The 14628-nt window shown below is 66.1% G+C and carries 8 protein-coding genes; 7 read left to right on the plus strand and 1 reads right to left on the minus strand.

The annotated features are described in order from the left end of the window. Positions 1-53: 53 nt before the first annotated feature. The 6 genes from U5809_RS24805 (at position 54) to U5809_RS24830 (ending at position 12023) form a co-directional block, all read left to right on the plus strand. Positions 54-2852 (plus strand): TonB-dependent receptor, encoded by a 2799-nt coding sequence (locus U5809_RS24805; RefSeq protein ID WP_322088455.1) that lies wholly within the window; start codon positions 54-56, stop codon positions 2850-2852. Between the two features lie 241 nt (positions 2853-3093). Further along, positions 3094-5016, plus strand: a complete 1923-nt coding sequence (locus U5809_RS24810; protein WP_322088456.1) for an extracellular solute-binding protein — start codon at positions 3094-3096, stop codon at positions 5014-5016. A gap of 13 nt (positions 5017-5029) precedes the next feature. Continuing rightward, a complete protein-coding gene (locus U5809_RS24815; protein WP_322088457.1) occupies positions 5030-6082 on the plus strand; it encodes a microcin C ABC transporter permease YejB in 1053 nt (350 codons plus the stop codon). Next, the gene (locus U5809_RS24820) at positions 6036-7139 is read left to right on the plus strand and encodes an ABC transporter permease (RefSeq protein ID WP_322088458.1); all 1104 of its coding nucleotides are present in this window, start codon (positions 6036-6038) and stop codon (positions 7137-7139) included. Before U5809_RS24815 ends, U5809_RS24820 begins: the two co-directional genes overlap by 47 nt. Continuing rightward, positions 7139-8773, plus strand: coding sequence for a dipeptide ABC transporter ATP-binding protein (locus U5809_RS24825; RefSeq protein WP_322088491.1), 1635 nt, complete (start codon positions 7139-7141; stop codon positions 8771-8773). Before U5809_RS24820 ends, U5809_RS24825 begins: the two co-directional genes overlap by 1 nt. Positions 8774-8849: 76 nt before the next feature. Continuing rightward, a complete protein-coding gene (locus U5809_RS24830) occupies positions 8850-12023 on the plus strand; it encodes a multidrug efflux RND transporter permease subunit (protein ID WP_322088492.1) in 3174 nt (1057 codons plus the stop codon). Between the two features lie 276 nt (positions 12024-12299). Here the strand turns inward: U5809_RS24830 and U5809_RS24835 are convergent, their stop codons facing one another. Further along, positions 12300-13313, minus strand: coding sequence for a hypothetical protein (locus U5809_RS24835; RefSeq protein WP_322088459.1), 1014 nt, complete (start codon positions 13311-13313; stop codon positions 12300-12302). A gap of 589 nt (positions 13314-13902) precedes the next feature. Between U5809_RS24835 and U5809_RS24840 the strand changes: the two genes are divergently transcribed. Further along, positions 13903-14610, plus strand: a complete 708-nt coding sequence (locus U5809_RS24840) for an SDR family NAD(P)-dependent oxidoreductase (protein ID WP_322088460.1) — start codon at positions 13903-13905, stop codon at positions 14608-14610. Positions 14611-14628 lie beyond the last annotated feature (18 nt).

A 14628-nucleotide genomic window follows, 5' to 3' on the forward strand; every position in this document is an offset into this window, starting at 1 on the left:
CAAGGTTCCGGCGCACAGCAGGTGGGGTCTTACTACGAGCGAGAGGGAACAAGATGAAGCAGAGAGTGTTGGCGTTGGCCATCAAGAGGATAGTCTGGGCGGAACTTGCGTTGACGGCCGCACTGGCGCCGTCGGCGTTCGCCCAGAGCCAGCCGGCGCCGGGCGCCGTCGCGGTCGCGGATGCGGTCGCGAACGGCACGCCCGTGACCGTCGCACAGGCGGGCGGGACGGCGGGCACCGCCGCTGCAACGGGGGCTGCGGCGCCCGATGCGGCATCCGGTGCAGCGGCCGAAGCAACGCCCGCCGCACCCGGTGCGAACGGGCAGGGCAAGGTCGCGCAGATCAAGCGCTTCGAAGTGACGGGTTCGCTGATCCGGCAGGCCGACAAGACGGGCTTCCAGCAGGTGCAGACGATCACGCCGAAGGAAATCCAGGCCAGTGGCGCGGTGACCGTCACCGACTTCCTGCGCGACGCGGCGGCCAACTCGGCGAACAGCTGGGGCGAAGGGCAATCGGGCAACTTTGCGGCCGGCGCAGCCGGCATCGCGCTGCGCGGCCTCTCCGAGAAGTACACGCTCGTGATGGTCGACGGCCAGCGCGTCGCGCCGTACGCGTTCTTTTCGAACAGCGTCGATTCGTTCTTCGACCTCAACACGATCCCGCTCAACGACATCGAGCGGATCGAAATCGTGAAGACGGGCGCCGTGTCGCAGTACGGCTCGGACGCGATCGGCGGTGTGGTCAACATCATCACGAAACACAATTTCCGCGGCCTGCAGCTCGACGGCAGCCTCGGCAGCGCGATCAACGCCGGTAATGGCGACGGCACGATGAAGTTCGGCGTGCTCGGCGGCTTCGGCGACCTGAACGCCGACCGCTTCAACGTGACGGCCGCGCTCAGCTACTACAAGTCGAACGGCTTCACGCTGGCCGACCGCGATTCGACGCGCAACCAGGACTTCACGGGCAAGCCGGGTGGCTTCTCGCTGCTCGCGCCGTCATACTGGAACATGCCCGGCGGCGTCGCGCAGGCACTCAGCGGGGGCTGCCCGTTCGGCGGCTCGGTCCATCCGGCCGCGTCGAATTCGCTGTCGGCCGGGTCGCCGGGGACGGTCTGCGGGTACAACACCGCCGAAAGCACGTCGATCCTGCCGATGACCGAGCGCCTGAACGCGAAGCTCCATGCGGACTTCAAGATCGATGACAAGACGACCGCGTTCGCGGATTTCCTCGAGAGCTACAACACGACCACGACCAACGACGGCCTGTGGAACAACGTGATCGGCAACTCGCAGAATCCGGCGCTCGTCTGGAATCCGCAGACGAAGCTGCTGTCGCCGTTCAACTACACGGTACCGGTCAGCAACCCGTACAACACGACGGGCGCGGCCACGCCGCTCACCTACGCGTTTCCGAACACGGTCGCGCAAAAGACCTGGGCCAACTACTGGCGCGCGGCCGCCGGCATCAAGGGGTCGTTCACGCTACCGTACGGCGACTGGGACTGGGCGACGTCGGTCAGTCATTCGCAGAGCACGGTGTCGAACGTGTTCACGAACCAGCTGAACGTCAATGCGCTGAACAACATCTACCAGAACGGCACGCTGAATTTCGCGAACCCGGCGGCCACGCCGAACGCGTTCAACGGGCTGTTCCAGGAAGCGAACAACCTCGGCATCTCGAAGCTCGACACGATCGACGCGACGCTGTCGACGCCGAACCTGTTCCATCTGCCGGCCGGCGACGTCGGTATCGGCTTCGGCGCGCAGTTCACGCACCAGAGCGAAGTGCTGACGCCGGGCTCCGAATACCTGAGCGGGGCGGTCATCACGCCGGACCTCGAGACGGTGAACGGCCAGCGCAACGTCGCGGCTGTCTATTACCAGATCAACGTGCCGATCCTCGAGAACCTGACGTTCAGCCAGGCCGGTCGCTACGACCACTACACGGACGTGGGCGGCGCCTTCTCGCCGCGCTTCGCGTTGCGCTACCAGCCGATCAAGGCGCTCACGCTGTATACGTCGTACAACCGCGGCTTCCGCGCGCCGACCTTCGTCGAGGACAGCAAGTCGCAGACGCTCGGCATCCAGGTCGATCCGGCCACGGGCCAGAACTACACGTCGATCACCGTCGGCAACCCGAACCTCGCGCCGGAGCGCACGCGTAACTTCAACATCGGCTTCCAGGTGTCGCCGAGCCGCTACACGGATCTCGGCTTCGACTGGTACAAGATCCGCATCGACAACGTGATCGGCCAGGGCACGCCGTCGCAGGTCGTGACCGATCCGACGACGGGCCAGCTGCTGTACAAGGTGATCCCGTACCAGAACCTCGGCTACCTCGACACGAACGGCTTCGAGGGCACGTTCCGCCAGGGCCTGCCGCTCAAGGGCTGGGGCACGATCACGCTGTCGGGCGACTGGGCGTACATCAACAGCTACAAGATCGGCTTCCCGGGCGGTACGCCGGTCAACGGCGCGGGCAACAACTTCACGATCACGCAGCCGTTCGGCGGCAGCTTCCCGCGCTGGCGCGGCAACACGACGCTGGACTGGAACTACCGGAAGTTCGATGCGGCGCTGACGTGGGAGTTTACGGGCCCGTATGCGCAGAACCTGCTGCCGGCGCCCGCGCCGTCGAAGGTCGGTTCGTACAGCCAGTTCAACCTGATGATGACGTACACGGGCTTCAAGAACTGGACGATCTACGGCGGCATCAACAACATCTTCAACCGCACGCCGCCGTACGATCCGATCTTCGCGAACGGCACGCTGGATCAGAGCGGGTACGACACGTCGGTGTATTCATACATCGGCCGGTTCGCGCAGGTCGGCGCGACGTACAAGTTCTGACGGAGGCCGCGATGGATTGACAGGCTTGGACGGGCCGCTCCACGTCCACAACCCCCCCTTTAAATGGAGCGGCCCTTTTTCGCCTGGCGCCACGCGAGCCCGCAACCGGGGCGCGCGACGGCGCAGTGTTTTGATCGTTTGCACCATGACCTACCGGCGGGACGCGGCCAGCACGCGGCGTCCGGCACAGGCATCGACCGCGCGCAGGATTCGCGCCCGCACGCTTCCGGACAGATTGACCATGACATTGTTGAAATGGCGATGGGCACGCGTGTCGCACCACACGCGCCCGATGCGTGCGTACGCGCGACTGCGCGACGGCGTGCGTGCCGCGCTGTTCGCCAGCGTGGTGCTGCTCGCGTCGGGCGTTGCGATGCCGCGGGCCGCGCTCGCGGTGCCGGCGATCTCGCAATACGACCAGCCGAAATATCCGCCGGACTTCACGCATTTCGACTACGCGGACGTGAATGCGCCCGACACCGGCACGCTCGATTTCGAAAACTACGACGAAGCGCAAAGCTACGATTCGCTGAATCCGTTCCTCGTGCGCGGCTCGCCCGCGCCCGACATCAAGAACCTGATGTTCGACACGCTGATGCAGCGCAGCTGGGACGAACTCGCGTCCGAATACGCGCTGATCGCCGATGACGTCGAGGTCGCGCCGGACCGGTTGTCCGCAACGTTCCACCTCAACCCGGCCGCGCGCTTCTCGAACGGCGACACGATCACCGCGGCAGACGTCAAGTATTCGTTCGACACGCTGACGAGCCCGCAGGCGTCGCCGCTCTACAACGCGCAGTTCTCGATCATCAAGCGCGCGGTGGTGGTCGACGGCCACACGATCCGCTTCGAGTTCAAGCACGCGGAGCGCGACGCGGCGCTGATCGCGGGCGACCTGCCGGTGTTCTCGCCGAAATGGGGGCAACGCGCGGACGGCACACGGCCGCCGTTCGACCAGATCGCGACCGTGCCGCCGATCGCGAGCGGTGCGTACCTGATCGAGCAGCGAAGGAACGACAAGCAGATCCGCTACGTGCGCAACCCGCACTACTGGGCCGCGAACCTGCCGTCGCGGCGCGGCATGTTCCGCTTCGCCCACGTGTCGTTCAAGCTGTACCTGGATCAGTACACGTCGCTCGAAGCGTTCAAGGCCGGCGACGTCGACGCGCGGATGGAATACAGCTCGACGCAGTGGGCGCGCAAGTACGTCGGCAAGAATTTCCGCAACGGCATGCTGAAGAAGGGTGAATTCCCGGACGGGCCCGCGCAGATGCAGGGCTTCCTGATGAACCTGCGCAAGCCGATGTTCCAGGACGTGCGCGTGCGGCATGCGCTCGCGCTGGCGTTCGACTTCGACTGGATGAGCCGGATGATGTTCTACGGGCAGTACCGCCGCACCAGCAGCTTCTGGGAGGCGAGCCCGTTCGCGGCGTCCGGCGTGCCGAGCGCGAAGGAGCTCGCGCTGCTCGAACCGTACCGGTCGATCTTGCCGCCGACCGTGTTCGGCCCGATGATCGGCCAGCCGTCGACGCTGCCGCCCGGCTCGCTGCGCGCGAACCTGAAGGAAGCGCGCGACCTGCTCGAGCAGGCCGGCTGGCACTACCGGGACGGCGCGCTGCGCGATGCGAACGGCACGCCGATGACGATCGAGATCATCGACGACCAGCCCGGCATGGACCGCCTGATCCTGCCGTACACGCAGGCGCTCGCGACGCTCGGCATCCATGCGTACCTGCACGAGATCGACAGCGCCGTCTACCTGAAGCGGCTCGACAATTTCGAGTACGACATGACGACGTACATCTACCTGCCCGTGACGATCCCCGGCGCGGAGCTGACGCGCCGCTTCGGCAGCGCGGCTGCGTCGCAGCCGGGCTCCGAGAACTATCCGGGCGTGAAGTCGAAGGCCGTCGATGCACTGATCCGCGCGGCGCTCGCGGCCGACACGCTCGACGATCTCGAGACGGCCACGCACGCGCTCGACCGTGTGCTGATCAACCTGTACGTGCTGATTCCGCAGTACTACTTGCCGAATGCGCGGATCGGGTACAAGGCGACGCTCGGTCATCCGGCGATCGTGCCGGACTCCTATCAGTATGAGGACTGGATCATCGACTACTGGTACGTGAAGAAGCCGGCCGCACAACCTGCACCGGCAGCCTGACGAGGGAGCAACGATGCTGGCATACATTCTCAGGCGGCTGCTGCTGATGATCCCGACGCTGGTCGGGGTCGTGACGATCACGTTTGCGGTCACGCAGTTCGTGCCGGGCGGCCCGGTCGAGCAGGTCCTCGCGCAGTTGCGGCACGGCAGCGCACGCGGAGGCGATGCGGGCGGAGGCGGGGGCGGCTATCACGGCAGCCAGGGCGTCGACCCGCAGCAGATCGCGCAGATCCGCAAGCAGTTCGGCTTCGACAAGCCGCCGTTCGAGCGGTACCTGCTGATGCTGAAAAGCTATGCGACGTTCGACCTCGGCCAGTCCTACTTCGCGCATCGCAGCGTGTGGGCGGTGATCCGTTCGAAGCTGCCGGTCTCGATCACGCTCGGGTTATGGACGGTGATCCTCACGTATCTCGTGTCGGTGCCGCTCGGCATCGCGAAGGCGGTCCGCAACGGCTCGCGGTTCGACACCGTGACGAGCGTGCTGGTGCTGACCGGCTACGCGGTGCCGGGCTTCGTGCTCGGCGTGCTGCTGCTGATGCTGTTCGGCGGCGGCACGTTCTGGCAGGTGTTCCCGATGCGCGGGCTCACGTCGGACAACTTCGACGACCTGACGATGGTCGGCAAGACGCTCGACTATCTGTGGCACATCGTGATGCCCGTCACGGCGGCGGTGATCGGCAATTTTGCGATCGTCACGATCCTGACGAAGAACACGTTCCTCGAGGAAATCGGCCGGCAGTACGTGCTGACCGCGCGGGCGAAGGGGGCGCCGGAGCGCGACGTGCTGTGGAAGCACGTGCTGCGCAATGCGGCGATCCCGCTGCTCACCGGGCTGCCGGCGGCATTCGTCGGCGCGTTCCTGAACGGCAACCTGCTGATCGAGACGCTGTTCTCGCTCGACGGGATGGGGCAACTGTCGTACGACGCGGTGATCCGTCGCGACTATCCGGTCGTGCTCGGCTCGCTGTTCCTGTTCACCCTGATCGGTCTGCTGACCAAGCTCATCGCGGATATCTGCTATGTCCTCGTCGACCCCCGTATCCAGTTCAGCCGCCTGGACCATTGAGCACGCGTGCGCGCCGTCGCCTTCACCGTGGCGGCGCACGTGGCAACGCTTTCGCGCGCAGCCGCTCGGCTATGCGAGCCTCGTGATCTTCGTCGTGCTGTTCGCGCTCAGTCTGTGCGCCGATGGCCTGTCGAACGACCGGCCGCTGCTCGTGCGCTACGACGGGCACTATTACTTTCCGATCGTGAAGGACTATCCGGAGACCGAGTTCGGCGGCGACTTTCCCGCGAAGACGAACTACCTCGACCCGTACATTCGCGCGAAGCTCGAGTCGCACGGCAATTTCGCGGTCTATCCGCCGAACCCGTACCGCTACGACACGATCGACTACTTTGCGTCGCGGCCGTATCCGGCACCGCCGTCGTCGAGCAACTGGCTCGGCACCGACCAGTTCGGGCGCGACGTGCTCGCGCGGCTGCTGTACGGGTTCCGGCTGTCGGTGCTGATGGCGTTCGCGCTGACCGTGTCGGGCGTGCTGGTCGGCGTGCTGACGGGCGCACTGCAGGGCTTCTACGGCGGGCGTACCGACCTGATCGGCCAGCGCCTGATCGAGATCTGGAGCGCGCTGCCGGACCTGTACCTGCTGATCATCTTCGCGTCGATCTTCACGCCGTCGCTGTGGCTGCTGTTCATCCTGCTGTCGATGTTCGGCTGGCTCGTGCTGTCCGATTACGTGCGCGCCGAATTCCTGCGCAACCGCACGCTCGATTACGTGAAAGCCGCGCGCACGATGGGGCTGACGAATGCGCAGATCATGTGGCGCCATGTGCTGCCGAACAGCCTCACGCCGGTGATCACGTTCTTGCCGTTCCGGATGAGCGCCGCGATCCTGTCGCTGACGAGCCTCGATTTCCTCGGCCTCGGCGTGCAGCCGCCGACGCCGAGCCTCGGCGAGCTGCTCCAGGAGGGCAAGAACAACCTCGATGCATGGTGGATCTCGATCTCCGCCTTCGCAGCGCTGGTGGTGACGCTGCTGCTGCTCACGTTCATGGGCGACGCGTTGCGCAACGCGCTCGACACGCGTTCGCGCGGCTCGGTGTTCGGCGGGGGGCGATGATGGCGAACGCGTTGCTGCGGATCGACGGGTTTTCGGCGCGCTTCGGCGCGAAGCCCGCCGTGCAGGACCTGAGCCTGTCGATCGGGCGTGGCGAGCGGGTCGCGCTCGTCGGCGAATCGGGCTCGGGCAAGAGCGTGACGGCGCTGTCGATCCTGCGGCTCGCGCAGCAGGCGACGCTGTCGGGGCGGATGCTGTTCGACGGCGAGGATCTGCTCGCGAAAACCGAACAGCAGATGCGCGGGATTCGCGGCGCCGACATCGCGATGGTGTTCCAGGAGCCGATGACCGCGCTGAATCCGCTGTATACGATCGGCAAGCAGATTGCGGAGAGCCTGCGGTTGCACGAGGGGCTGCGGCCGGGTGACGCGCGCGAACGCGGGATCGCGCTGCTGCGGCGCACCGGGATTCCAGAGCCGGAGCGGCGGATCGACAGTTTTCCGCATCAGCTGTCGGGCGGGCAGCGCCAGCGCGCGATGATCGCGATGGCGCTCGCGTGCCGGCCGCGGCTGTTGCTGGCGGACGAACCGACGACGGCGCTCGACGTGACGGTGCGCCAGCAGATCGTCGATCTGCTGATCGAGCTGCAGGAGCAGGAAGCGGCCGCGCGCGGCATGGCCGTGCTGCTGATCACGCACGACCTGAACCTGGTGCGGCGTTTCGCGCAGCGCGTGGCCGTGATGGAGCAGGGCGTGCTGGTGGAGACGAACACGACCGATGCGCTGTTCGCCGCGCCGCAGCATGCGTACACGCGCCGACTGCTCGACAGTGCGCCGCAGCGGGCCGTCGAGCCCGTCGCGGCCGGCGCGCAGACGATCCTCGACGTGCGCGATCTCGCGGTCGATTACCGCATCGCGGCGAAAGGCTGGCGCGCGGTGCTCGGCAAGACGACGTTCCGCGCCGTGCACGACGTGAAGCTGTCGCTCAAGCGCGGCGAAACGCTCGGGATCGTCGGCGAGTCGGGCTCGGGGAAATCGACGCTGGCGGCGACGGTGCTCGGCCTGCAGCGGCCGGCTGCAGGCGCGATCGAGATCGACGGCATGCCGCTCGACACGCTGCGGACGACGGGCGGCCGGCGCACGCTGTACGGCAGGATGCAGGTCGTGTTCCAGGACCCGTTCGGCTCGCTGTCGCCGCGGATGACGGTCGAGCAGATCGTCGGCGAAGGGCTCATCGTGCACCGGCCGCAGGTGGCCGGCGACGCGCGGCGCGCGCGAATCGCCGCGCTGCTGCAGGAGGTTGGCCTGCCGGCCGAGTCGATGCTGCGCTATCCGCACGAATTCTCCGGCGGCCAGCGGCAGCGGATCGCGATCGCGCGTGCGTTGGCGGTCGAGCCGGAACTGCTGGTGCTGGACGAGCCGACGAGCGCGCTCGACGTGTCGATCCAGAAACAGGTGCTGAATCTGCTGACGAATCTGCAAAAGAAGTACAAACTGAGCTACCTGTTCATTACCCACGATCTCGCGGTCATGCGTGCGATGGCTCACCGGGTCGTCGTGATGAAGGCGGGGCGCGTGGTCGAGGAGGGCGATACGCTCGACGTGCTGCATGCGCCGTCCCATCCGTATACGCGTGCACTGCTTGCGTCGTCGATGCTGGCGCCGGTGCGCGGTTCCCGAGAGAGAACCGATGAATGACGTGTACCGGGCGCAGCGCGCCCACGCCGCGCGCGTGCCGTGCGGCGAAACACCGGCGGTGCGCTGACGCATGTCGATGCCGTCGTTCTTCATCGATCGTCCCGTCTTTGCGTGGATCGTCGCGCTTGCGATCGTCGTCGCGGGCGTACTCGCGATTCCACAGCTTCCGATCGCCCAATATCCGCGCCTGGCGCCGCCGCGCGTCGTGATCACCGCCGCGTACCCGGGCGCGTCGACCGAGACGGTCGACGGCGACGTCGGCAGCATCATCGAGGAAAGCCTGGACGGCGCCGACGGGCTCCTGTACTACGAGACGAGCAGCGACGGTCACGGCAACCTCGAGATCGACGTGACGTTTTCGCCGGGCACCGATCCCGACATCGCGCTCGTCGACGTGAACAACAGGCTGAAGCAGGTCGAGTCGCGGTTGCCGCAACAGGTCGTCCAGCAGGGGATCGGCGTGTTCAAGGCGGCGAACACGTTCCTGATGCTCGTCACGCTGACGTCGACCGACGGCCAGCGCGATTCCGCGCAACTCGGCGATTACCTGAACCGCTACGTGCTGCGCGAGCTGAAGCGCGCGCCCGGCGTGGGCGCGGCCGAACTGTGGGACGCCGACGAGGCGCTGCGGGTCTGGCTCGATCCGCACAAGCTGCGCGAATACGGCCTCGGCGCCGACGACGTGATCGCGGCGATCGGCACGCAGAACGCGACGGTGACGGCCGGCGCGATCGGCGACGCGCCGTTTCCGGGCGGCCAGCAGCTGACCGCGCAGATCGTCGTCAAGGGGCAGCTCGCGTCGCCGGACGAGTTCGGCCGGATCGTGCTGAAGTCGAAGACGGACGGCTCGGCGGTGCGCGTCGCCGACGTCGCGCGCGTCGAGATCGGTCGCGACGACTACTCGTTCTATTCGCGGCTGAACGGCCGCCCGGCCGCGACGGTCGGCATCCAGCTCGGCCCGCGCGGCAACGCACTCGAAACGTCGAACGCGATCCGTGCGCGGCTCGCCGAGCTGTCGAGGACGTTGCCGCCGGGCGTGGCGATCGAGATTCCGTTCGACGGCGCGCATTTCGTGACGATCGCGATCCGCGAGGTCGTGCTGACGCTGATCGAGGCGGTCGTGCTGGTGTTCTGCGTGATGTGGCTGTTCCTGCGCGACCTGCGCTACACGCTGGTGCCGACGGTCGTGATTCCGGTCACGCTGATGGGCGCGTTCGTTGCGATGTGGGCGTTCGGGCTGTCGATCAACGTGTTCACGATGTTCGGTCTCGTGCTGGCGATCGGCATCCTCGTCGACGATGCGATCGTCGTCGTCGAGAGCGTGCACCGCGTGATGGAGGAGGGCGTGTCGCCGCGCGACGCCACGCGCCGGGCCATGAAACGGATCGGCGGGGCGATCGTCGGCGTGACCGCGGTGCTGACCGCCGTATTCGTGCCGATGGCGTTTTTCCCCGGTACTGTCGGCGGTATTTACCGGCAGTTCGCGGTGGCGATGATCGCGTCGATGCTGGTGTCGTCGTTCATGGCGCTGTCGCTCACGCCCGCGCTGTGCGCGAACCTGCTGAAGCCGGTCGCGCGGCACGACGGCAGGGCCGCCCGTGCGCGGCGCCGCGGCATCGGCGCGCGGCTGGCCGACCGGTTCGGTGCGGGCTTTACGCGTGTCGAGGCCGGTTATCGCCGCGTCGCCGTGTTCGCGGTGCGCCGCACCGGCATCGTCATCGCGGTCTACGCGGCGCTCGTGATCGCCTGTGGGCTGCTGTACTGGATGATGCCGGGCGGCTTCCTGCCGACCGAGGACCAGGGGCAGCTGCAGGTGATGATCCAGTTGCCGGCCGGCGCGACGCAGGCGCGCACGCTCGTGGCCGTCGAGCGTGTCGAGACGATCCTGCGCGCGGAGCCGGCGATCGCGAACGTGACGAGCGTAATCGGTTGGAGTTTCGCGGGTAGCGGGCAGAACGTCGGGATGGCGTTCGTCGAGCTGAAGGACTGGGCGCAGCGCGACGTCGATGCGATGACGCTGCGCGACCGGCTCAACCGCCGTTTCGGCGAGATTCTCGACGGCGACGTCGAGGCGTCGCTGCCGCCTTCGGTGCGCGGCATCGGGCATTCCGACGGTTTCACGTTCCGGCTCGAGGATCGTGGCGGGGTCGGGCTCGACGCGTTGAAGGCGGCTCGCGAGCAACTGTCTGAACGCGCGAAGGCGGATCCGCTGCTGGCCGCCGTGCATTTCGAAGACCTGCCGGACGCGCCGCGTATCGAGCTCGATGTCGATCGCGCGAAGGCGTATGCGCTCGGCGTCCCGTTCGAGCGGATCGCGGGGCTCCTGGGCGGCACGTTCGGTTCGAACTACATCAACGATTTTCCGGCGTCGGGCCGGATGCGGCGCGTGATCATCGAGGCCGAGCCGGGCGCCCGCACGACCGACACGCAACTGATGGCGCTGACCGTGCCGAACCGCACCGGCGACATGGTGCCGCTGTCGGCGATCGCCGCGCCGCACTGGACGATCGGCCCGGTGATGCTGAACCGTTACAACGGCTATCCGTCGCTCGACATCAGCGGCCGGGCGGCGACCGGCACGAGTTCGGGCGCGGCGATGGCGGAGATGGAGCGGCTCGCTGGCGGGCTGCCGGCCGGAATCGGCTTCGACTGGGTCGACGCGGCGCGCGAGGAGCAGGTCGCCGCGCGGCAGACGCCGCTGCTCGTCGGGCTGTCGGTGCTCGCGGTTTTCATGGCGCTCGCCGCGCTGTACGAAAGCTGGACGATTCCGCTGTCCGTGCTGACGATCGTGCCGCTCGGCATGATCGGCGCGATTGCGGCAGCGCTCGCGCGCGGCATGCCGAACGACGTGTACTTCAAGGTCGGGATGATCACCGTGGTCGGGCTGGCGGCGAAGAACGCGATTTTGATCGTGCAGTACGCACGGGACCTGGCCGCACGCGGCGTGCCGCTGCGGCAGGCGGTGATCGACGCGGCCGCCGCGCGATTCAGGCCGATCGTGATGACGTCGATGGCGTTTCTGCTCGGCGTCGTGCCGCTCGTGCTGGCGACGGGCGCGGGCGCGGAAAGCCGGCGGTCGATCGGTACGGGTGCGTTTGGAGGCGTGTTGGCGGCGACGATGTTCGGGCTGGTTTTTGCGCCGGTTGCGTTTCGTTTGGTGGTGTCCGCCGGTCGGCGTGGCCGGCGGGCTGCGGGGATGCGGCGGGACGCGCGGCGAACGGAAACGGTCGGGGATCTGGAGGTCGATTGAGGTGGGAGCGGGTTGTTTTTCGGTCGGATCAGGGGTTGGCGGATGCCATTTTCGGCTGAAATATCGTATTTGACATAATCATAATTATCACCAAAACAGATTGTAGTGGCTAGATTGAAATGTCCGCTTTTGGCTACATAGAAATGTCCGCTTTCGCGCCGAGTAAGCTGTCCGGCCGCCGGGTGTCCGGCGCCGGAGGCTGCGATGGCTGCAACGGAGCCGCGTCGAATATCGGCGTCATCTCAGCAGAATGAGCCGGCGCAGAAGAACGAGCGCCTAGAAATTGCGCGCTACGCCGACCATGAACATGTCTTGGTCCTTGTCGTTGCCGGTTGCGACACGATTGAAGCGCAAGCTCGCGGCCCAATCGTTCGTGACCTGATAGGACACTTGCGCGCTGAGCAACGCATTGAGTCGCGTCCTGCCCGAGGCCTCGTCCCGATCCCGCGAGAGATACGGCCCGACACCTGCCGAAAGCGTCCATTTGCTCCTGATCGGCGCGACGTACCAGAATTGCGCGGCCACGCCTCGTCGGCCGGCAACGCCATTGTTGCCTTCGTAGACGAAGCTCGCTGAATAGGCCCACGCTTTGCCGAGCGGCCGCTTGACTTCGGCCATGTATCCCTTTTCGATCGGCACTTGAGGACGGTTCGTCTGCGACGTCCCGGCCCACACACTGACCTGCGTTTTGCCGTCCGAAAACGCCGGGCCAGGATCGCCGCCGAAGTCCGAGCCGATGCCGAAGAGCACCGCGTCGGAATTGAATCCGCCAATCATCTGGACGTGGTTGTACTGCATCTTGAGGAAGAAGCGCTTGGGAACGACGTAATACCGCACCGCTGCCGACGCGCGCACGCCCCAGCGCTTGTCATTGCGTGGCTGGTCGTCGACATGTGTCGTGTCCATGCTGAAATACGGGCCCGCCGAAAATTCGAGCGCCACGCGACTGCCGACCGGCCAACGAAACGAACCCAGGGCGGCAAAACCGTCACGGTGGTGATCCAGCGGATGTCCCTCGTTCATGTACGCGAGGTAGGCCGACAAATAATCGTTCAAGACGTCGCCGAAGCCGACTTCGTACGCACGCCAATGCATATCGCCACCCTCGGTCGCGCGTCCGTCGCCGTACACCGCATAGACGTTGAGCGTTCTCTCCGATGGGTTGAGCCCGTTCGGCGAACTCGAAGGGCCATCCGCAGCGTGCGCGTGAACCGGGCACGCCAGCATTGCCAGACCGGTGATCGAGCTTGCGAGGACGAAGCGCGAACAGATGTAACGGCACGCTCCCATTTGGACACCCCCTCACCTTGTAACCGCGATTTCCTGGAAGGTTGATAGCGATTATAGGCGGTGTCCGGTCTGGCAGCTGACGCTCATCGCGTGCCGACAACAACGATTCCCCTGCCCTGATGAGGATCACAATTGGCATCAGCGCATGGGAGCGCGTCGGGTCGAGCGCGTTTTCATGGGCGCAAGTTTTCATTGATGATGTAGCTATTGTGATAAGAAAAGTTATCCAGATAGGTGCATCGTTTTATCCAACTTCGCGTTTCGTGGCCGACAAATCGGAGCGCCTAGCCATCGGAAAACCGGCCCCTTCGCCGCAGTCGAGCCACGTTTCGACGTTCTCCCGCAGCGCATCGGGGCGCTTGAGCGCGGCGTCGAGTGCCCATGCCGATTTGCCACGCCGCAGGCGCCTCGGCGGCAGCACCGATGCCGGCGCGGCAACCGGCCTCCCCCGCATTTGTTCCTGTGACGCAAGACTGTTGCACCACGGTGGGTGTTCGAAATCGTGACCGGCACGCCTACAGTTTGCCCATCGGATTCATCGATCCGGTCGGCACTGAAGCCGAACACCATTCACCTGTCGAGGTACATCATGAGCACATCCAGAGTCATCATCGTCACCGGCGCGTCGCAAGGCATCGGCGCGGAAACCGTCAACGCATTCCGTGCACGCGGCCATCGTGTCGTGGCGACGTCTCGTTCGATCGGCCCGTCGAGCGCCCCCGATCTCGTCACCGTCGCGGGCGACATCGGCGATCCGGCAGTCGCACGCCGCGTCGTCGACGCAGCAATCGAACGTTTCGGCCGCGTCGACACGCTCGTCAACAATGCGGGCGTGTTCATCGCTAAGCCGTTCACGCAATACACCGCGGACGACTACGCGCAGATCACGCACGTCAACCTGAACGGCTTCTTTCACGTCACGCAGCGCGCGATCGAAGCGATGCAGAAGCATGGCGGCGGGCATGTGGTCAGCATCACGACGAGCCTCGTCGACCACGCGAACAGCAACGTGCCGTCGGTGCTCGCGTCGCTGACGAAGGGCGGATTGAACGCGGCGACGAAGTCGCTCGCGATCGAGTATGCGAAGGCCGGAATCCGCGTGAACGCGGTGTCGCCCGGCATCATCAAGTCGCCGATGCATGCGCCCGATACGCATGCGACGCTCGCGTCGCTGCATCCGGTTGGCCGCATGGGCGAGATGAGCGACATCGTCGACGCGATCCTCTATCTGGATTCGGCGCCGTTCGTGACGGGCGAGATCCTGCACGTCGACGGTGGCCAGAGCGCCGGGCATTGAGCCTCGGCGCGGGGGCGC

It is taken from the genome of Burkholderia sp. BCC1999 (assembly GCF_905339975.1).
In the GTDB taxonomy this organism is placed as follows: Bacteria; Pseudomonadota; Gammaproteobacteria; order Burkholderiales; family Burkholderiaceae; genus Burkholderia.